This window comes from Paenibacillus sp. Marseille-Q7038 (genome assembly GCF_965111595.1).
Map to the genome: position 1 here is coordinate 1,358,460 of NZ_CBCOOM010000001.1, position 17,473 is coordinate 1,375,932.

Sequence of the window (17,473 nt, forward strand, 5' to 3'; positions counted from 1 at the left end):
ATGTCAGAGGGAATTGCGTACTCATATTATTTGAGGATGAAGTATTGAATCTTAACGTCATATTTACGCGGCAGGCACCAGGCGAAAAACCCTAGTGAGGTGAGATGAATGAAAAGATGGACCATATTTATATTATTTGTATCATTGTGTATGTTGATGGGATGTAAGTCTTCTACCCTAGAATCGGATAACATTACCGAAAAAGAAGTGGACCAAATATCGATTGAATATATTAATTTTGACAATGAAGAGTACTCTATTATGAAGGCAGCAGGTACAGATCATGTAATGATATTTTCAATAGAGTATAGGAATGTAGACGTAGAGAATATCAATTATTGGATTGATCATTATAAAGATGGAGAGTTTTCCGGAACAATGTTAGATATGGGTTCTCAAATATCAACGGATACGAAAAGTAAGTTATATTTTTCAACTATAAACATGGATACAAAACAAGAATTATGGACCATGGCATTAAGACAAAATGGAAACATCAGTAGCGGAAAGCAGATGAATACCAATATGGATTTTGATAGCACGATAACGGAACCAACAACCCAGAATACTTCAGCGGATTTAAATCAAGTCATTGACTTAGGAATGATGATCAGAAATAAAGATAGGGATTCCTTTGGTTCATACGACGATATGGAGAAAACAATCGAACAGAACAAAGACGTTTACATACTAAGGTGTAAGATTAGCTAGAAAGAGAAGGTGATGATTTTACGTATGAAGAAATTAGTTGTTACTTTTTTATTAGTACCACTAATATTAAGTGGATGTTCATTAAATAAGGGATCCAGTAGTGAAAGCGGTTCAGGCTCAACCAATGAGGAGGCTACTAACCCTACAAATGATACTATTATAACAGGATATATTATTGACAAGGAAAAAGATCGTTTACTGATTGTTGAAGGATTAGATGAGTCAGAATTTAATATCACTCTACAGTCAGTTGATAAAATATTAAAAATCGCTGAACCAAATGCAACTTGGGTTTCCATCGGAGGTATTAAAAACAATGATTTTAACGTTGGTGAACAAGTCAAGGTCACAGTAGATGGAGGAGTAAACACATCGTTTCCTGCGCAAGCATCTGCTAAGAAAGTTGAATTAATTAAATGAACATTATATATGAGAGGTGATCATAATGGTTACCTCTCATATTTTTCAATAAAAAAGTTTTCCTGATGAGAACAGACTCTTGTTGCTAAGTGCAAAGTGTCCCGTAACCCATTAGGGAAGAAATCTATACATAAAGGTATGTTTGAGAGATTAATGAATCATCTAACATCGTATAAACGATAAACGCATTTGACTTTCTCTGCAAGAAGGATAGCGAATTACTTATATAGAAGAAAACCTACAATATCTAAAAAAAGCTCCATGTAATGTTTATATACCTCAGTAACTATTCCCGCGCTGACTTGGGCAATCTTTCCGTCGGACACATCCGTGGGACCAGTTTAACGAAACGATTAAGAACTGTACCACCGTTTTTACATGGAATGGCTACCGACGGCGGGCTATGAGCAAGTGGACGGGGTGGAGTTTCAAATATACGGCGAAAAAAATAGCCTTAACTATATCGAACTTTGGTTTGCGGTTCGCAAGGTGTAATTGAGGAGTAGATGGAATGAGAAGGATATTTTGCCGAGAGAGTTTCGAGCAGCTGTCTATTGGTAGTCACTAAATTCTCCGTTAATGGATTGGATCTGCAGAATGGACAACAAAGAGGGATTAAGGATATGCCTCTTCGGGGTCCTCAAATATTGAAATAATAGGTGAAATCAGCAGTGAACTTAAATGAATGAGGTGCATAATGGATCACAAGATTATTCAAAGTGCGAAAGAATTGTCAGAAAGAGTAATTCGCCAAGCGGGCCTGATTTCGAAAGAGAAATTCAATAATTTTGTAGAGCTAAGATCTAAAGGTGAATTTGGAGATGTGGTTACTGAAGTAGACTACATAACGGAAGAAATTATAATTAAACAAATTCTTGCTGAATTTCCAAAACATCAGATTCGCAGTGAAGAAGCAGGGATCATTGGTTTGGAAAGTGATTGGTTATGGTCAATTGATCCATTAGATGGAACTAATAATTTTGCAATAGGACTGCCAGTCTTTACAACATCAATTACGTTGATGTATAGAAGAGAGCCTGTTCTTGGAGTGGTTTATGAACCATTGACAGATCGATTGTTTGTATCCGTCATAGGTAAAGGAACATCTTGTAACAATCGACCGATACAAATGAGTCCTAGCTCAAATATATCTAAAGGAAATATAGGCTGGATTCAAGGTCATAAAGTGCAAAACGATCGTAGGGCAGTTCATTTAAGACAATTCATTGATGTCAGGTTTAAGAGAATGATGAGGTTGTGGGCACCCACACTTCAATGGTGCATGCTTGCAAAGGGAGACATAGATGGAATCGTTCTGTACAATTCAGAAGGAGACGATCTGTATTCCGGAATCTTAATGGTAAAGGAAGCTGGAGGAATCGTCATAGACTTTGAAGGCAATCCATTTAGCGGAATGAATGAAGAACCTTATATCATTGCTTGTCACCCGGACCATAAACAAGAACTATTAAGAATAGTAAGGGATGGGTTAAATTCATTCGAAAAAGGAACTGGTATCGTTATTGGATAATAGAGCTTAATCAAAAGGATTAAGAAAGAACATAAAAGTCATATTAATCTAAAAAGATGAGGCTTCATATAGTATGGGATATGTTGAATCGTTGAGAGAAATCGTTGGTAATACACCGTTAATTTTGGTTAGACCGAGTATACTGATTCTGAATAAGACGGGTGAGATTTTACTTGTCCGGTATCAAGATAACACATGGGGTGTGCCGGGAGGTTTAATGGAACTAGGGGAATCAGTGGAGGAGTGCGCAAAGAGAGAAGTGGAAGAAGAAATTGGATTACAAATAAAGAATCTTACATTATTCGGTGTATTTTCAGGGAAGGAATTATATACAAAACTAAGAAATGGACATGAATATTATAATATTATTATTGGATATATCTGAACGGACTATGAAGGAGAAATCAAACCCGACGGAGCTGAAGTATTAGAAGCGAAATTCTATAACCTAGCCGCATTGCCTGAAAGAATAGACCCATTTATAAAGAGCAAGATGAGTGAGTATGTAGGAGGAATTCAAAATATATTGAAAGCTTTAGACAATGTCCAATACTTTCGTATGAATAGATGGTGACTTTATACATTTGTTATTCTCGTATATAGCCTTGGTTACTGATACTTCAACGATAATAGCACTTATGCTTTCGATTCTTTTCGTGCAGTAAGACATCGCTTCTTTTAAATTCTCATCGTTTAATCTGTTTGCTATTGTACAGTGAGGAACCCAGTTATTAGGAAGATATGGAGACTCAGCATTCATTCGATATTTTTCAAAGAAACGGTGATGATTAGCATGGAACGTTAAAAGTTCTTCGGAAGGAACAGGGGCAAGGAATAAAATCCCTATATTCAAAAAGGTCCCTATTGAGTTCATAGTGATTGAAAGCTGTTTCTTAGATTCATAAAAGCAGTCAAAATCGCTTATGAACTGATCGATATCTACGTCAGAGTCATAACCTGCTATCGTAATATGAGGTCGTCTATTTTGTACTTCTTCTGCATATTTGGAAACGGCATGATACACAACTCTTTCCAACCTGCTTTATATAGAGCTCTGTATTCTGGTCAAAATGAGCAACTACTCCATACATCTCTATACCCCCCTCAATAACTATAACTCCTGCAATAAAGAAGTATTCAACGGCTCCAATTAGCAATCCTGCCCGTTTAACAACTATAAGCAGAAAATCGAAGTTTGGCGTTCATGTCGGTCTCATTACCGGGTGAATAAAATCAAACTAAATTGAAAAACCAACCGTTAATCCTAATAAGAACGAAAACTTTCCTTAAGCATCCAATATATTTGAAATACAGAAAGATATAGTGAAATTACAAGAGAACAATATAAATTGAAAATCCAGACGGGAGACATTAATCAATGACTGAAGAATTAAACCAGAACATCAATAAGAAATATCAAATCAAAATACTTAAAGCGGAGTACATACAAGTAACTTATTGTATTTATTTAACTATTATGGTCGTGTTCACTTTTGGAATAGATAGTCTGTTAAATGCTTTTTTTGTTATTTTCGTACCTTTATATACCTTACTAAATATAGTGATGCTGTTAATGAAGATTTCAAGGAAAAATAATGTGCTGCAAATCAAAGAAAATGGAATTCAGATCAATCATATTGAATTACCAAAACAGAAAATCGAAAAGATTATTATCCAAGGCTATTTTGTACAGAGTGTCGGCATTAAGTTGTATGGCAGAAAATTTGTTTCAATGAAGTTACATTTTAGATTCAAGGATAATGAAGAAGTTAGCATAGAAGAATTAAAACAGTGGGCGAATATGAACAAGATAAAAGTAACTAATGGAAAAATCTATAGATTGATATAAATATCACTGCTATCAGATAACACAGCATTTCTACATTGGGAATTCGCCCTTGATCGCTAACAGTAGAGTAGAATGACTTTCTAACCAATTTAAACGCCGAGAATACGGAAATGCAATAGGAAATCTTCGTAAGCAATTATGTAAAGGAGAAATTTGATGTTGAATCCAAAACCAGTAATTATTGAAGAATACAATGAAGAATGGCCAAAAGCATTTAAAGTTATAGAATCAGGTTTATCTAACGAGCTTAATCGTCTAGCAATACGAATCGAACATGTTGGAAGTACTTCAGTACCCGGTCTAGCAGCTAAGCCAATTATTGATATTGACGTAGTAATTAAATCTATGGATTACCTGCCAAAAGTAATCCAAAAGTTAGATGTACTAGGATATCTACATGAAGGTGATCTAGGTATTAAGAATAGAGAAGCATTTGCAAGAAGAGACATTTATGTACCCTACAGTAGTGAAGGTAATGAGAAGTATGAACATAATTTATATGTATGCGATGAAGAAAGTGAAGAACTAAATAGGCATATTATATTTCGAGATATATTAAAAAATAATTCTCTACTAGTATCTGAGTATGCAAATTTAAAGATCGAACTGTCCAATAAATTTACAAATAATCGCAAAGCTTATACCGAAGGTAAGACAGAGTTTGTTACGAAGGTAATGAATGAATATATTACGCCATATACCAAAGGATGACTAAATGATTAAAGGAATCTTATTTGATTTAGATGGAACTTTGCGATCGGGATACGTCTTTACTTATTTTTCTTGAAAACCAGTACGATCGTATACATGCTTTTCATAAAGTTGAAAACGCGTTTTTATAGTAGATTTGTTCAATTGGATCAAAAAGGGTTTATCAATAACTTATAGAAGTGATAGGAATAGATTTAAGCTGGCAAGAATTATTAGAGGATTACGTAGATTCATTTCAAAATCATTGCTTTGGTTTTCCAGGGCTATTTGAAATGCTCGGTTGGTATCCATACGCTTATCCTTATCTGGTTTAGTAGGAGTCACACGCAGAGCATGAATGTCCTTTCATGTTTAGGCATGTTAGAATAGGAAGGATAATGAGTACATAAGGCATGGAGAAAAGGCAGGGAGCAATCTATGAAACCTAAACTTAATGATGTTGCAAAATTAGCTGGAGTTTCACCGACAACGGTTTCTCGGGTGCTTAATAATCGGGGCTATATTAGTCAGGAAACGAAAGATCGAGTTCAGGAAGCGATGCAGCAACTGAATTATTTTCCTAATGACGTTGCCAGATCACTATTTAGTAAACGAACGAATTTAATTGGTTTAATCATACCAACAACAAGTAACCCTTTCTTTGGAGAGCTAACTTTTCATATTGAGAATATTTGTGCGTCCCTTGGCTATAAACTGCTGATCTGTAACAGCTTGAATCAGCTAGATAAAGAAGAAGCTTATGTAGATATGCTGATGCGCAATCAAGTGGATGGTATTATCGTAGGAACTCATAACCGAGGTATTGTAAATTATGATCAGAAAAATATAGCGGTCGTTGCGATTGATCGCTTCTTATCGGATACTATTCCTGTTGTTGGATCAGATAATTACATGGGTGGGAAAATGGCCTCAGAGCTGCTAATTGATAAGGGATGCAAGCATATCTTGCACATTAATGGACCTGTGGAGTTGGAAACACCGGCAAGCTTACGAAGAAAAGCTTATGAAGATGTGATGGAGCAGCATGGCCGAGAGGCAATTACCTATGAAGTGCATGACCCTTTCCATCAACAAAACCATTATGAACCCATTCAACGCCTACTGGGTGAGCACCCTGAAGTAGATGGACTGTTTGCGAGTAATGATTTGGTGGCAGCGTCATTTATTGCTCAAGCAAGAAAACGTGGCAAACGTGTTCCTGAGGATATTCGGGTAATTGGCTATGACGGTACGGAAACGACACGTAACTTACTCCCTGAACTAACAACGATTCAGCAGCCTATTCAGGAGATTGCAAGATCTGCAGTCGAGTTGCTGATCAAAGAAATTGAAGGGGAATTCAGTGATCTGCCGCGAGAAACCTATCTACCTGTGAAGCTTATTGAAGCTAGTACAGTATAGAACAAAGTCCATACCTAATAGTAAGGTGTTATAAGAAGACGATATCGTCAATAAAAAAGTGATAAAAGGAGTTCACTCCTTTTTCTTTTTAAATAGTATGTCAATCGGTTGACATATGAAAGCGGTTGACATATAATCATTTTGTAAGCGTTAACGTGTTTACATTCACATTAAATGTTCAACTTAGAGGAGCGTTCGATATGAGACATTCAAAGAGCATGTACTGGAAACTAAGCGCCTATTTCTTCTTTTTCTTCTTCACATGGTCAGCAAGTTATTCATTGTTTTCGATTTGGCTCGGGCAAGAAATCAATCTGAATGGTACTGAAACAGGTATTATCTTTACTGTAAACGCTATCTTTGCTTTATGCATGCAACCGCTTTATGGCTTTATCTCTGATAAAATTGGACTTAAAAAGCATATTCTATTTTTAATTAGTGGTTTGCTCTTAATCGTTGGTCCTTTCTATATTTTTGTTTATGGGCCATTACTACAGTACAATGTATTTCTTGGCGCCATTGTAGGCGGATTATACTTAGGTGTAGCTTTCTTGGCAGGGATCGGAGCTATCGAATCTTATGTTGAGAAAGTCAGTCGCAAATATGACTTTGAATATGGCAAATCTCGTATGTGGGGCTCACTAGGTTGGGCAGCAGCAACCTTCTTTGCTGGACAGTTCTTTAATATCAACCCAAACATTAACTTCTGGATTGCATCGGTATCAGCTGTCATTTTGTTTATCATCATGATGTCCATTAAAGTTGAGATGACAGAATCCGAGATGGAACAGGCTGAGTCTATAAACTTTAGGGAAGTCGGCAATTTGTTTACAGACAAGCATTTCTGGTTCTTCATTATATATGTCTTTGGTGTTACGTGTATCTACAGTGTGTATGATCAGCAGTTTCCGATTTTCTTTTCATCAGCATTCGCAAGCGTTGCATTAGGCAATCAGGTGTACGGTTATTTAAATTCCTTCCAAGTGTTCTTGGAAGCAGGGATGATGTTCTTAGCTCCGTTTGTTGTCAACAAAATTGGCGCGAAGAGAGGTCTGATATTGGCAGGGTTTTTAATGTCATTCCGTATCGTGGGCTCCGGCTTAGTTATTGGTCCTTACGGTATCTCCGCTATGAAATTGATTCACGCATTGGAACTGCCAATCATGCTGATCTCCGTGTTCAAGTATTTGGCCGCTAATTTTGATACGCGTCTGTCATCGATTTTGTATCTGGTAGGCTTTCAGTTTACGAGTCAGGTAGGAGCTTCGATCCTTTCCCCAATTGCGGGTGCGCTTTATGATAGTAGAGGGTTTGAGAACACTTACTTGATTATGGGTATAATGGTATTTGCCTTTACGACAATCTCAATCTTCACCTTAAAAAAAGATCCGAAAAAGCCGAATAATCTGGATCCACAGACTCAATCTAGTTCAAATATGGAAATAGCATAGGAGGAAGACATATGAACACATATCAGAACAATACGAAGCAAGCAGAGGAAGCCTTGAAACAGGCAGAAGCGAAAATGAACAAGCGTTATCGATTAGGTTATCATATTATGGCGCCAGCAAATTGGGTTAACGATCCGAATGGATTAGTTCAATATAAAGGAGAATATCACGCTTTTTATCAGCATCATCCGTACGACGAGAACTGGGGACCCATGCACTGGGGCCATGTTAAGAGTAAAGACCTTGTACATTGGGAGCATTGCCCAATTGCATTAGCGCCTGGAGATGCATGTGATCTTGATGGCTGCTTCTCCGGAAGTGCGGTAGATAATAACGGCGAACTGACACTCATCTATACCGGGCATCACTATATTGATCAACCAAACGACATCTTTTTTCAAAATCAAAATGTGGCCGTGAGCACAGATGGCATTCATTTTACAAAAATAGAACAGAATCCTGTTATCGCTGAGCCTCCGGCTGACAGCTCTCAACATTTCCGTGATCCAAAGGTATGGAAACATGAGGATACATGGTACATGATCTTAGGCAACAGTACAAAAGAAGGGGAGCCGCGTGTTATTTTGTATACTTCTTCTGATCTTAGAAAGTGGACCTATCATGGTGTGCTTCTGCAGGGAGACAAGGATATGGGCTTCATGTGGGAGTGCCCGGACTTCTTTGAACTGGGCGGCAAACATGTATTTATATTCTCCCCGCAAGGTATTGATGCTGACGGAGATAAGTACAATAACTTATTCCAAACGGGGTACTATGTCGGTGAATATGATTATGATACGAATGATTATAAACATGGCGAGTTTATAGAACTTGATAACGGTCATGACTTTTATGCAGTTCAAACCTTCCTAGATGAGCAAGGTCGGCGTATTGCGATCGGTTGGATGGATATGTGGGAATCGGATATGCCGACAAAAGCAGATGGTTGGTGCGGTGCGCTGACGATTCCACGTGTACTTACACTCGGTGAGAATAACAAAGTCCTCATGAACCCGGTTGATGAAATGAAGCTGCTTCGTCAAAGTGAACATGCCGCCCTTCAAGATCAAGTTGTTTCTGGAAGCTCACTGACGGAAGTTGAAGCCGATCTGCTAGAAGTGAAAGTTGTGTTCGACTTGATGAAGACAAGTGCGGATCTCGTAGGTTTGAAGCTTCGTGGTACGGATCATGAGGAAACAGTGATCACTTATTCAATCCCGGATCAGAAGCTTATGCTTGATTGTACTAACTCAGGCAAGAAGACAGATGGCGTTCGTCGTACAGCCTTAAGTGCTGATGGTCAGCTGACATTGCATGTATATGTGGATCGCTCATCGATTGAATTGTTTGCGAATGAAGGACAAGCTACGATGACAAGTCGTATTTATCCGAGTGACAAGCTATTAGGCATTGAACTTGTAACTGAAGGCGGAGAGGCCAAGGTGAATGGATTAACCTATTGGAAATTGAAAGATATTTGGCAAGCTGAATAACGTTAAAAAGACTGCTTTTGAGCCATTACAATGACTCGGAAGTGGTCTTTTTTCTATGCGAACATGCAGATTTCTGCCTATTATTTTATAGAGTTAAACCATATTTTATTCATTCTGAAGGCAAAATTCTAAAACATTTATCGAAGGGATACGTTTAAAGCTATGTAAGGATAAATAATAATAGAGGGATTGAAACAGACATGGACAGAAAGTAGTGATCAAATGAAATCTTACGCCATTATTACAGACATCCACGGAAACGCCTCTGCTTTAGCAGCATACAAATTCCATATGATAATACGGATTTTTTGAATTCATACGAAAAGCTTAAAGTTCCAGACAGGGAATTCATATTGAAGATATTTCATGGAGTTCAATCATTCTGAAACAAATTTCTCGAACATAGAATTGACGATGACCTTATAAGTAATTCAGACGTGAAAGTGAAGATATCATGGGGGGTGTTCCATATGAATTGGGTAAAACATCAAGATCCAAATAATAAATACGGTGCCAGGTTTACTTTTGGAGATAAAGATATACCCCTTCCAGAGACAGCCATTATATCCGTAACACGCGGAGAGAAATTTAACATTTTCAGAACCATTATTAATGGGATTGTGAATGAGTTTATAAAGAAACAGCTGATTAAGAATGACAATTTATTATATGCAGAACTTTCCGGACAACTTCAGGGGGGAATTGGTCAGACCGTTACGGTATGGAAAGATGGAAAATCAATGAATAGTTTTAGAACTAGAGGTTCTCACAAATTTGCGGAGAGATTTTTCTCATGGGTTTTTTATAGTGGAAAGGTGCAAGCTTATTTTCTAACCTGGAGAATCAATCATATTCCTGCTGATCATGAAATCGAAGAAAACATAAAGAAATATGGAAAATATTTTAACGGAGGGAAATTGGTTAGACAAGCTCAAAAACCGCCCAAAACACCTAATGAGTAATGAACATCCATTTTGTGTTTCAGTTAAGTACTGGCCCTATAAAAAGGGGGGAGAGATTTTGTATCACGTAAAACGACTCCTGTATGTTGTTATTGTATTAACTTTGACTTTATTAAATACAGGAGAAGCATTCGCCGAAAGCTATCCTCGTGCAATCGCTTTGAATAACTCCTTGTACTTAGTTTCTGATGTAGAGATAGATATAAACAACATTGGCAAGGAGATTCGGAAGATTGAACACCAAAGAGTTCCCATGCCAAAGAACAACGGTGAAGCAAATGATACACCTGTCGGAAGTCTGATTTTTGAAATTAAGGATACTAATACTCGAGATGCGGTAGCGGTTAGGCTGAATGATAAGTTTTACATCGCATCTCAAAAAAGTTCAATACAAGGTGCTATTATTAACGGAAAGACGTTACTAACGCTTTCTATTATCAGTTTTACGGTTCTTATAGTTGTTGTGATTAGGATGAGAAGTAGAAAGCATTAATTTGAGGTTGTAACAATAATACTGCTGATAAGAGAGGGATATTCTATGATAAGAAAAATACTCATTAGTATAACGACGTTTCTATACTTATCCATTCTCATAGCATGTCAATCAAGTCAAAGTGCCGAGCCAAATGATATAGGTAATCAAATAGAGAGCAACTTGGTAACGTTCATGGATAACAATAGTGATCTTCCATTAAGTAACCCAGCTACCTATATCCAGGACAATCAAGATTTATATGATGAGATACTAGCATCCGGAGATAAGGGTTTGGAATATTTGCTTAACGAGCTTAAGGATAGTAAGGAAAATGGATTGAAGGAATGGATCATGGCGAAAGCATGTGAAGATATATTAAAGGATGAAAGGCAGATAGAAGGCTGGAGTACAGGAAAAGAATGGCTTAACAAATACGAAAGTCAGGATGAGGGAGAAGAACATTGATTAGAAACAAAATTCAATTAATTCTAGATAGTCTACAGGATGAGGAATTAGAAAGAGTTTATTATTCTCTTCAATTTGTTCAAAAGAAATATCTATTCAGAAAACGTATGAATGAAAAAGGTGTGGAAATATCTGAATTGTTTCTAGAAGAAGCAGAATTAATTATTGATCTTTGGGATAAAACATTTACTCAAAACATCCCTGATGAATTAAAAGAAGTTATACATTATAGTCAATATAAGTGGCATATTTTCAGTTATGAACAACAAGATTGTATGAAAGATGTTGCCGCAAGAAGAGCTTTTAATCATGAAGTGAAAGATGAATTATACGTGATGTATCAAAATAAGCCTGATGTACTGGTTTACAGTAATGCAGGAAGTGTAATCGCAGAGGATTTTGACCAAGAGCAGGATATATATATTTTTGATAGAAGTTTGTCTTGGACATATGTAAATACCCACGAATCTATGTGTGGACCATACTTTTATAAATTGAAATGATCATATCATGTTGAAATCAGGATATGAATGCTACTTTTCGCTTGTGATAATAATGAAAAAGCGCACTTAATAAGTGTGTTTTTTTAATTTTAGAGAAGATGAAAAATAGTAAACTCTACATCGGCTACATGATATGCAGTTAAGAGTGAAGTTCTGTTTAACTTCGGTTATCGTCATGGTTCTCTCTGTTTCACTTCAAAAAAGGAAACTAATTACATTTGTTAGACGTCTATACTGATGCAACATAAATAAAAATCACCCAAGGGGGTTATCTATTGAAACGCAAATCATTTTTCCTCACTTTCTTCGCTTTATTTTTTGTAGTGTCATCGGTACAAGTATCAGCCGCACCTAATCAATCGTTGTAAATGATAAGACCGTTAAGACGGACGTTGCTCCTTATGTTCAAAATGGCACTACTTATGTTCCGCTTAGAAGTATTGAACAGATTGAAGGACTGTCCATAAAAAGCTGGAACAACAAAACAAAAACACTTGTAATCGCTGATCCTAGTCAACAAATAACGTTTCGTGTAAATAAGCAAAATCAATCAGATTCACCGCAAATTAGAAATAATCGCGTCATGGTTCCCATTCGATTTATAGCTGAAAATTTTAATAGTGATGTAGCTTGGAATCCAAATTCAAAAACGGTTCAAATAGCAAAGATAAATGACAAGATAAAAGCGAATTTGAAATCGGAGGACTTAACTAAAGCCCGTGTTGCAGCCATTCAAATTCCGAAACTCTCTACTCTTAAAGAACTTATTTCAGAAGAAAGTAGCGCAGGCTCTTTACAATTGTTTTTTCCTGAAGGAGAATCGAATTCATTTATTATGATCGAAAATGGTGTTATCGATCATTACCTGGTTAAAACAAATGCAGCTTGGCATACATGGAGTGGGAAAACGGGTGGAAAGCAAAATGAAATTTGGTTTCTAACAAATACCGGCATATCAAGTGAAGTAGGGCAACGGCCTAAAATCAAGGATCGCTTATTTTTTTATAACATCTCTACACATTCAGGGCAGTCTCAATATGGATACATCTCCCCCAATGGTGAAGAGACGATACTTGGCAGCAAAGATATGGCTAGCTTAAACGATTTATATCCAATTGAGGCTGAAGGCAAAGCAGACTAAATGAAAGAGGCAGTATGGAGCTTAATCGTTCTATACTGTCTCTTCATGTTGCGCTGAACTAAAATTTTAGAAGTGGGATGGTAGAATTGACCCGTAAAATTATCGTCCCCATTTGGAGCAAGGTACATCTATTTACAGTGTAAGCTCGTTGAAAGGCTATCGCCTTTTAGCAGAAAAATGTATAATATTGGAATGGGGATGCCGATTGAATGTCACCTTGTGAATCTCAAACATGTATCAGAAATATTCCATACAAAAGGTGGCCAGCGTGAAGAAACTGACTGTTATAGGTATCCTCATCGTTCTAACAACCATAGCAATTGTTCTTGTGCTCCATTTGTATCCTAAGGAAGTAAATATAAACATACAAGGTATAAAATACAGATTAGGAAAGGAACAGGCAGGATCTGAGAAACTGGTAGATGTAAAGATTGAAGGGAAGTTATACAAGCATATCTCTGGTGAAAGAAGATTTGAAGGAACGATAGACATTGAGGGTGAGGAAATTCCAGTTCCACCGGATCAGAGAAAGTTGGATATATTAATAGCAAACGATGGGTGGGGTGCAATTACTTATCCCTATTTTACATCCAGTAAGAAGAATGATGTGGTAGACAGTACAAATATTCATCCCTATGGGTCACTCTTTATAAATAGCGATTTCAGTAAGGTAACTATTTTATTATCAGATCAAAATGGAAATGAGTCAGATGGAAATATAGGCGAGTCATGGAATAATGAAAGTGGGTACATGATTACGGCCCCAGCAAGTAACCGGGTAGATGCTATTCGTCTATCAAATGAGCTAATGAAACCGTTTTTAAAAGGATTAATATTAAAGTGAGCTACATCGGTATGAGGTATAACATGAACACAAACATCAAATAACAACAGTTTGACTATCAAAACAATACTTGGAGGTCACATTATGAAAGAACTAGCTAAAGAAATTTATGAAGTATCGCATTTGACTGGAGAATTTCTATTAAGATCAGGGAAAGTCTCTAACGAATATTTCGATAAGTATTTATTTGAGGCAAAACCTGAGTTGTTATCCAAAATTGCATCAGAGCTTGAAAAATTGATTCCTCAAGGAACTGAAGTGCTTGCAGGACTTGAACTAGGTGGTGTACCGGTAGCAACGGCTCTCTCCTTGAAATCAGGTATTCCCGCAGCGTTTGTAAGAAAAAAGGCTAAAGCCTATGGTACCTGTAAATTAGCTGAAGGTGTCGATGTGAAGGGAAAGCGAATTTGTATTGTGGAAGATGTGGTAACCACAGGTGGCCAAGTGATATTAAGTGCTAAGGACTTAAGAGAAGCCGGGGCAATTGTCACTGATGTTGTGATTGTCATAGAAAGAGACATAGAAGGTAGAAAGAGATTAGAAGCAGAAGGACTTACATTACATTCCTTATTTAAGATGGAAGAGTTAATGGAGGCAGCTCAAGTTAGTAGTAACTCTAATTGAAAAGGAGAAGGAATGAATGTATGTATGTCTACAGAAGTCTTGAAGATAAAGACTTGAAAACAATTTCTGCATTTCCACAATCGGAAGAAGAATTGAAATATATTAGCCCACGGTTTAATTACCCTTTAACACCGAATCAAATCGTAGATTTATTGAAGGATAGGTTAGAAGCAACTGTCATCATAGAGCAAGCAACAGATGAGGTGATTGGTTACGCGAATATATATGGATATGACGTAGAAAAAAGGATCTGTTGGCTCGGTAATGTGATTGTGTCCCCTAAGTATAGGGGACAAGGTGCATCTGCATATCTACTTAATGTCATGCTTGAAAAAGCTAAACATGATTTAGGAGTGAGAACGATACGATTAGCTTGTCATCATACGAATTCAAGAGGGTTAGCATTTTATTCAAAGTATGGATTCAAACCCTATGATATGAAAATTACCAATATAGACGATAAGAGAATAATCTCAATCCATATGAGTAAGGAACTTATTTGAAAGCAAATCCTAGTAAAGGGTGATTCCAATAGAAGTAGTACAGATAAAACCTATAAATAAATACACAGTTGAAGAACAGAAGAAACTTGGGGAATTTGGATATGTTACAGACTCTAAATATAGAGTAAGTAAAATTGAAACGGAAGCAAAAACAGTGATCGAGATCGAATTAGTTGAACTTGAGAACAAACTTTATAAAACATATATAAATAGTGAAGAAGATTATGAGCGTTATAGTAAGCTCGCTTCAATGGGATATTCATTAGGGGCATACATAGGTAGTGGTTTGGTTGGGGTAGTAATAGCTGAGGAGATGCAATGGAATAATACATTATTGATTTGGCACTTCCAAGTCGCAGAAGACTATAGAAGGAAGTCTATTGGAAAGCAGCTAATAAATGAATTAACGAGTCTTGCTAAGGCGAACAGAATTAGAGCAATCAATTTGGAAACACAAAATACCAATGTGGATGCTATAAGCTTTTATAGAAAATGCGGATTTGAGATAGAAGGAGTTGATCTGTCTTATTATACAAACAATGACGCTCTAGATGGAGAAGTCGCCATATTCATGAAGTGTAAGATAGGGTGAACAGAAGAAAACATCTTTTGTATTCATACAATAATAGCATTTTAGATTATCGATTAAACAGTCTGCTTTCGAGGAGGATACAAGATGTTGAACCATAAAGGGACTCTGCCACTAGAAACGAAACATTTATTGTTACGGCGATTTGCAGCGGATGACTTGGAATCAGTATATAAGAACATGACCAGCGATCCTGACATGACAAAATATTTAGCATGGGATGTACATCATTCATCTGACGAAACAGAAATATTACTACAGAAATGGGTATCTGGATATACCAATCCTGAATTCTATCGATGGGCTATAGTGTTTGATAATGAAGTGATTGGATCCATCCATTTCCCTGAGTTATCTAATAAACATTCGAAGTGTGAGATTGGCTATTATATCGGCTCAAAGTGGTGGGGGAAAGGATTTACTACTGAAGCTGCTCAAGAGATCGCAAGGTATGCTTTCGAAGATATAAATGCTCATAAGTTAAAGGCATGGCATCATTCGGATAATATTGCGTCAGGTCTTGTGCTGCAGAAGCTTGGAATGGTTCTAGAGGGAGAATGTAAACAAGAGATGATACTAAAAGACGGTACGTATAGTGATATCAAAGAATATGGGTTGCTGAAAGATACTTGGAATGATCTTCATCGATAACAATCACTAGGGTATATTAAGCTCTTAAATGTTATGGGCGGGATTGGAATCTACTTATCTCTTCTAACAACCTGTATTCGTTATAAGATTGTTGTATGTTCTAGGGGTGACTATTGATGATAAGAACTGCTAATAAGGAAGATATTGATCAACTCATTCGGTTGAGATGGGATTTCACAATGGAATATGATGTTGACGGCAAACTTAAAAATGAAAAATATGATGATTTTTACAATGAATGCAGAGCATTTTTATTAGATGTATTTCAAAGTCGTCAATGGTACGTTTGGATTGCTGAAGAAGACGGAATTATTGTATCAAATATATACATAGCGCTTATACACAAAGTCCCAAGACCAGGAAGAATCACGTATCCCTTTGCTTATATGACGAATGTCTATACAAAACCAGATTATCGGGGGAAAGGCATCGGTAGTAACTTAATATCGCATATCAATGATTGGGCAAAAGAGAGCAAATATGAATTTATTATCGTATGGCCAAGTGATGAAGGTGTGGATTTTTATAAAAGGCATGGATACCAGCATTGTAAGGAACCAATGGAACACATGTTTTCTGAATAACGCTTGGAGGGGCATTAGAATAAAATCGAGCTCCAGCCCACATTGAATCTATACTAAATCTTTCCTACAAAGAAAGGAGTAAAGTATGATACGCTTTTGGATCACCTCCTTACTTTTATTGATAAATATCGGATGTTCAAATACTACACCTGCTGAGGAATTGACTTGAATTGAACCTGAGCAAGCTTCTGATATTTTATTTCACGATCATTCTGGCCGGGCCACAGTAATTTATATTCTACTATAGGCATTGATGTTGTTATATGGATGAATGATCTTGACCCAGATAAAGAATATGAAATTTCACTTGTTCATACCGATGAGCACGATGGAGTATTATTTGGTCCTAGAGAAAAACTAGATATGAAACTAGGAAGTATAGAAGAGGAAACTAAACTCAGACCGAACAGTAATGGTGAGCTTTATGTATCGATGTTAAACCCTAAGAGATTATTTGAAGGTGCGGAGACAATGCGAATTGAAGTCATGACTTTCGGCCAAAAAGAAGTACTGAAATCGTATCCTTTTCAATTATCAGACATGAATTAAGCAATAAGGGGGGAAG

At 36.8% G+C, this 17,473-nt stretch carries 22 protein-coding genes; 21 read left to right on the top strand and 1 reads right to left on the bottom strand.

The genetic code is table 11. The features are described 5' to 3' along the window. The first annotated feature begins 108 nt into the window (after nucleotides 1–108). The 4 genes from ACWPWY_RS06555 (at nucleotide 109) to ACWPWY_RS06570 (ending at nucleotide 3,047) form a co-directional block, all read left to right on the top strand. Nucleotides 109–711: a hypothetical protein gene (locus ACWPWY_RS06555; protein ID WP_454190931.1), complete on the top strand. Its 603-nt coding sequence runs from the start codon at nucleotides 109–111 to the stop codon at nucleotides 709–711. Between the two features lie 24 nt (nucleotides 712–735). Next, a complete protein-coding gene (locus ACWPWY_RS06560) occupies nucleotides 736–1,131 on the top strand; it encodes a YobA family protein (RefSeq protein ID WP_454190932.1) in 396 nt (131 codons plus the stop codon). Between the two features lie 697 nt (nucleotides 1,132–1,828). Then, nucleotides 1,829–2,662 (top strand): inositol monophosphatase family protein, encoded by an 834-nt coding sequence (locus tag ACWPWY_RS06565; RefSeq protein WP_454190933.1) that lies wholly within the window; start codon nucleotides 1,829–1,831, stop codon nucleotides 2,660–2,662. A 73-nt stretch (nucleotides 2,663–2,735) separates the two neighbouring features. Continuing rightward, nucleotides 2,736–3,047 carry an NUDIX domain-containing protein gene (locus tag ACWPWY_RS06570; protein ID WP_454190934.1) on the top strand — a complete coding sequence of 104 codons (312 nt, stop codon included), beginning with the start codon at nucleotides 2,736–2,738 and terminating at the stop codon, nucleotides 3,045–3,047. A gap of 150 nt (nucleotides 3,048–3,197) precedes the next feature. Here ACWPWY_RS06570 and ACWPWY_RS06575 read toward each other — a convergent pair whose 3' ends face one another. After that, nucleotides 3,198–3,698 (bottom strand): 2'-5' RNA ligase family protein, encoded by a 501-nt coding sequence (locus tag ACWPWY_RS06575; protein WP_454190935.1) that lies wholly within the window; start codon nucleotides 3,696–3,698, stop codon nucleotides 3,198–3,200. Between the two features lie 342 nt (nucleotides 3,699–4,040). Between ACWPWY_RS06575 and ACWPWY_RS06580 the strand changes: the two genes are divergently transcribed. The 17 genes from ACWPWY_RS06580 to ACWPWY_RS06660 all read left to right on the top strand — a co-directional run bounded on the left by ACWPWY_RS06580 (nucleotide 4,041) and on the right by ACWPWY_RS06660 (nucleotide 17,457). Beyond that, complete coding sequence (locus ACWPWY_RS06580; protein ID WP_454190936.1) at nucleotides 4,041–4,511, top strand: hypothetical protein; 471 nt, start codon at nucleotides 4,041–4,043, stop codon at nucleotides 4,509–4,511. Nucleotides 4,512–4,667: 156 nt separating this feature from the next. Next, nucleotides 4,668–5,222 (top strand): GrpB family protein, encoded by a 555-nt coding sequence (locus ACWPWY_RS06585; RefSeq protein ID WP_454190937.1) that lies wholly within the window; start codon nucleotides 4,668–4,670, stop codon nucleotides 5,220–5,222. Nucleotides 5,223–5,639: 417 nt separating this feature from the next. Continuing rightward, complete coding sequence (locus ACWPWY_RS06590; RefSeq protein ID WP_454190938.1) at nucleotides 5,640–6,623, top strand: LacI family DNA-binding transcriptional regulator; 984 nt, start codon at nucleotides 5,640–5,642, stop codon at nucleotides 6,621–6,623. A 200-nt stretch (nucleotides 6,624–6,823) separates the two neighbouring features. Continuing rightward, nucleotides 6,824–8,074: an oligosaccharide MFS transporter gene (locus ACWPWY_RS06595; RefSeq protein WP_454190939.1), complete on the top strand. Its 1,251-nt coding sequence runs from the start codon at nucleotides 6,824–6,826 to the stop codon at nucleotides 8,072–8,074. Nucleotides 8,075–8,085: 11 nt separating this feature from the next. Then, complete coding sequence (locus ACWPWY_RS06600) at nucleotides 8,086–9,567, top strand: glycoside hydrolase family 32 protein (RefSeq protein WP_454190940.1); 1,482 nt, start codon at nucleotides 8,086–8,088, stop codon at nucleotides 9,565–9,567. A gap of 470 nt (nucleotides 9,568–10,037) precedes the next feature. Then, the gene (locus ACWPWY_RS06605; protein ID WP_454190941.1) at nucleotides 10,038–10,529 is read left to right on the top strand and encodes a hypothetical protein; all 492 of its coding nucleotides are present in this window, start codon (nucleotides 10,038–10,040) and stop codon (nucleotides 10,527–10,529) included. A 58-nt stretch (nucleotides 10,530–10,587) separates the two neighbouring features. Next, entirely contained in the window at nucleotides 10,588–11,022 is a 435-nt protein-coding gene (locus tag ACWPWY_RS06610; protein WP_454190942.1) for a hypothetical protein, read from the top strand. 45 nt (nucleotides 11,023–11,067) lie between these two features. Beyond that, nucleotides 11,068–11,469: a hypothetical protein gene (locus ACWPWY_RS06615; RefSeq protein WP_454190943.1), complete on the top strand. Its 402-nt coding sequence runs from the start codon at nucleotides 11,068–11,070 to the stop codon at nucleotides 11,467–11,469. Then, a complete protein-coding gene (locus tag ACWPWY_RS06620; RefSeq protein ID WP_454190944.1) occupies nucleotides 11,466–11,972 on the top strand; it encodes a DUF4275 family protein in 507 nt (168 codons plus the stop codon). Before ACWPWY_RS06615 ends, ACWPWY_RS06620 begins: the two co-directional genes overlap by 4 nt. 358 nt (nucleotides 11,973–12,330) lie before the next feature. Next, nucleotides 12,331–13,113 carry a copper amine oxidase N-terminal domain-containing protein gene (locus ACWPWY_RS06625; protein ID WP_454192823.1) on the top strand — a complete coding sequence of 261 codons (783 nt, stop codon included), beginning with the start codon at nucleotides 12,331–12,333 and terminating at the stop codon, nucleotides 13,111–13,113. Between the two features lie 268 nt (nucleotides 13,114–13,381). Further along, nucleotides 13,382–13,957, top strand: a complete 576-nt coding sequence (locus tag ACWPWY_RS06630) for a hypothetical protein (protein WP_454190945.1) — start codon at nucleotides 13,382–13,384, stop codon at nucleotides 13,955–13,957. Between the two features lie 84 nt (nucleotides 13,958–14,041). Continuing rightward, complete coding sequence (gene pyrE, locus ACWPWY_RS06635) at nucleotides 14,042–14,581, top strand: orotate phosphoribosyltransferase (RefSeq protein WP_454190946.1); 540 nt, start codon at nucleotides 14,042–14,044, stop codon at nucleotides 14,579–14,581. Between the two features lie 20 nt (nucleotides 14,582–14,601). After that, nucleotides 14,602–15,084, top strand: a complete 483-nt coding sequence (locus tag ACWPWY_RS06640; protein WP_454190947.1) for a GNAT family N-acetyltransferase — start codon at nucleotides 14,602–14,604, stop codon at nucleotides 15,082–15,084. A 19-nt stretch (nucleotides 15,085–15,103) separates the two neighbouring features. After that, the gene (locus ACWPWY_RS06645) at nucleotides 15,104–15,676 is read left to right on the top strand and encodes a GNAT family N-acetyltransferase (protein ID WP_454190949.1); all 573 of its coding nucleotides are present in this window, start codon (nucleotides 15,104–15,106) and stop codon (nucleotides 15,674–15,676) included. A gap of 84 nt (nucleotides 15,677–15,760) precedes the next feature. Next, on the top strand, nucleotides 15,761–16,324 hold the full coding sequence (locus tag ACWPWY_RS06650; protein WP_454190950.1) for a GNAT family N-acetyltransferase: 564 nt from the start codon (nucleotides 15,761–15,763) through the stop codon (nucleotides 16,322–16,324). A gap of 116 nt (nucleotides 16,325–16,440) precedes the next feature. After that, entirely contained in the window at nucleotides 16,441–16,908 is a 468-nt protein-coding gene (locus ACWPWY_RS06655) for a GNAT family N-acetyltransferase (RefSeq protein WP_454190951.1), read from the top strand. 267 nt (nucleotides 16,909–17,175) lie between these two features. Then, nucleotides 17,176–17,457 carry a hypothetical protein gene (locus ACWPWY_RS06660; protein WP_454190952.1) on the top strand — a complete coding sequence of 94 codons (282 nt, stop codon included), beginning with the start codon at nucleotides 17,176–17,178 and terminating at the stop codon, nucleotides 17,455–17,457. Nucleotides 17,458–17,473 lie beyond the last annotated feature (16 nt).

What these genes read in the sequence shown, in the direction of transcription:
- ACWPWY_RS06555 (WP_454190931.1), top strand. Translation starts at nt 109, where the DNA reads ATGAAAAGATGGACCATATTTATATTATTTGTATCATTGTGTATGTTG.
- ACWPWY_RS06560 (WP_454190932.1), top strand. Translation starts at nt 736, where the DNA reads ATGAAGAAATTAGTTGTTACTTTTTTATTAGTACCACTAATATTAAGT.
- ACWPWY_RS06565 (WP_454190933.1), top strand. Translation starts at nt 1,829, where the DNA reads ATGGATCACAAGATTATTCAAAGTGCGAAAGAATTGTCAGAAAGAGTA.
- ACWPWY_RS06570 (WP_454190934.1), top strand. Translation starts at nt 2,736, where the DNA reads ATGGGATATGTTGAATCGTTGAGAGAAATCGTTGGTAATACACCGTTA.
- ACWPWY_RS06580 (WP_454190936.1), top strand. Translation starts at nt 4,041, where the DNA reads ATGACTGAAGAATTAAACCAGAACATCAATAAGAAATATCAAATCAAA.
- ACWPWY_RS06585 (WP_454190937.1), top strand. Translation starts at nt 4,668, where the DNA reads ATGTTGAATCCAAAACCAGTAATTATTGAAGAATACAATGAAGAATGG.
- ACWPWY_RS06590 (WP_454190938.1), top strand. Translation starts at nt 5,640, where the DNA reads ATGAAACCTAAACTTAATGATGTTGCAAAATTAGCTGGAGTTTCACCG.
- ACWPWY_RS06595 (WP_454190939.1), top strand. Translation starts at nt 6,824, where the DNA reads ATGAGACATTCAAAGAGCATGTACTGGAAACTAAGCGCCTATTTCTTC.
- ACWPWY_RS06600 (WP_454190940.1), top strand. Translation starts at nt 8,086, where the DNA reads ATGAACACATATCAGAACAATACGAAGCAAGCAGAGGAAGCCTTGAAA.
- ACWPWY_RS06605 (WP_454190941.1), top strand. Translation starts at nt 10,038, where the DNA reads ATGAATTGGGTAAAACATCAAGATCCAAATAATAAATACGGTGCCAGG.
- ACWPWY_RS06615 (WP_454190943.1), top strand. Translation starts at nt 11,068, where the DNA reads ATGATAAGAAAAATACTCATTAGTATAACGACGTTTCTATACTTATCC.
- pyrE (WP_454190946.1), top strand. Translation starts at nt 14,042, where the DNA reads ATGAAAGAACTAGCTAAAGAAATTTATGAAGTATCGCATTTGACTGGA.
- ACWPWY_RS06640 (WP_454190947.1), top strand. Translation starts at nt 14,602, where the DNA reads ATGTATGTCTACAGAAGTCTTGAAGATAAAGACTTGAAAACAATTTCT.
- ACWPWY_RS06650 (WP_454190950.1), top strand. Translation starts at nt 15,761, where the DNA reads ATGTTGAACCATAAAGGGACTCTGCCACTAGAAACGAAACATTTATTG.
- ACWPWY_RS06655 (WP_454190951.1), top strand. Translation starts at nt 16,441, where the DNA reads ATGATAAGAACTGCTAATAAGGAAGATATTGATCAACTCATTCGGTTG.
- ACWPWY_RS06660 (WP_454190952.1), top strand. Translation starts at nt 17,176, where the DNA reads ATGAATGATCTTGACCCAGATAAAGAATATGAAATTTCACTTGTTCAT.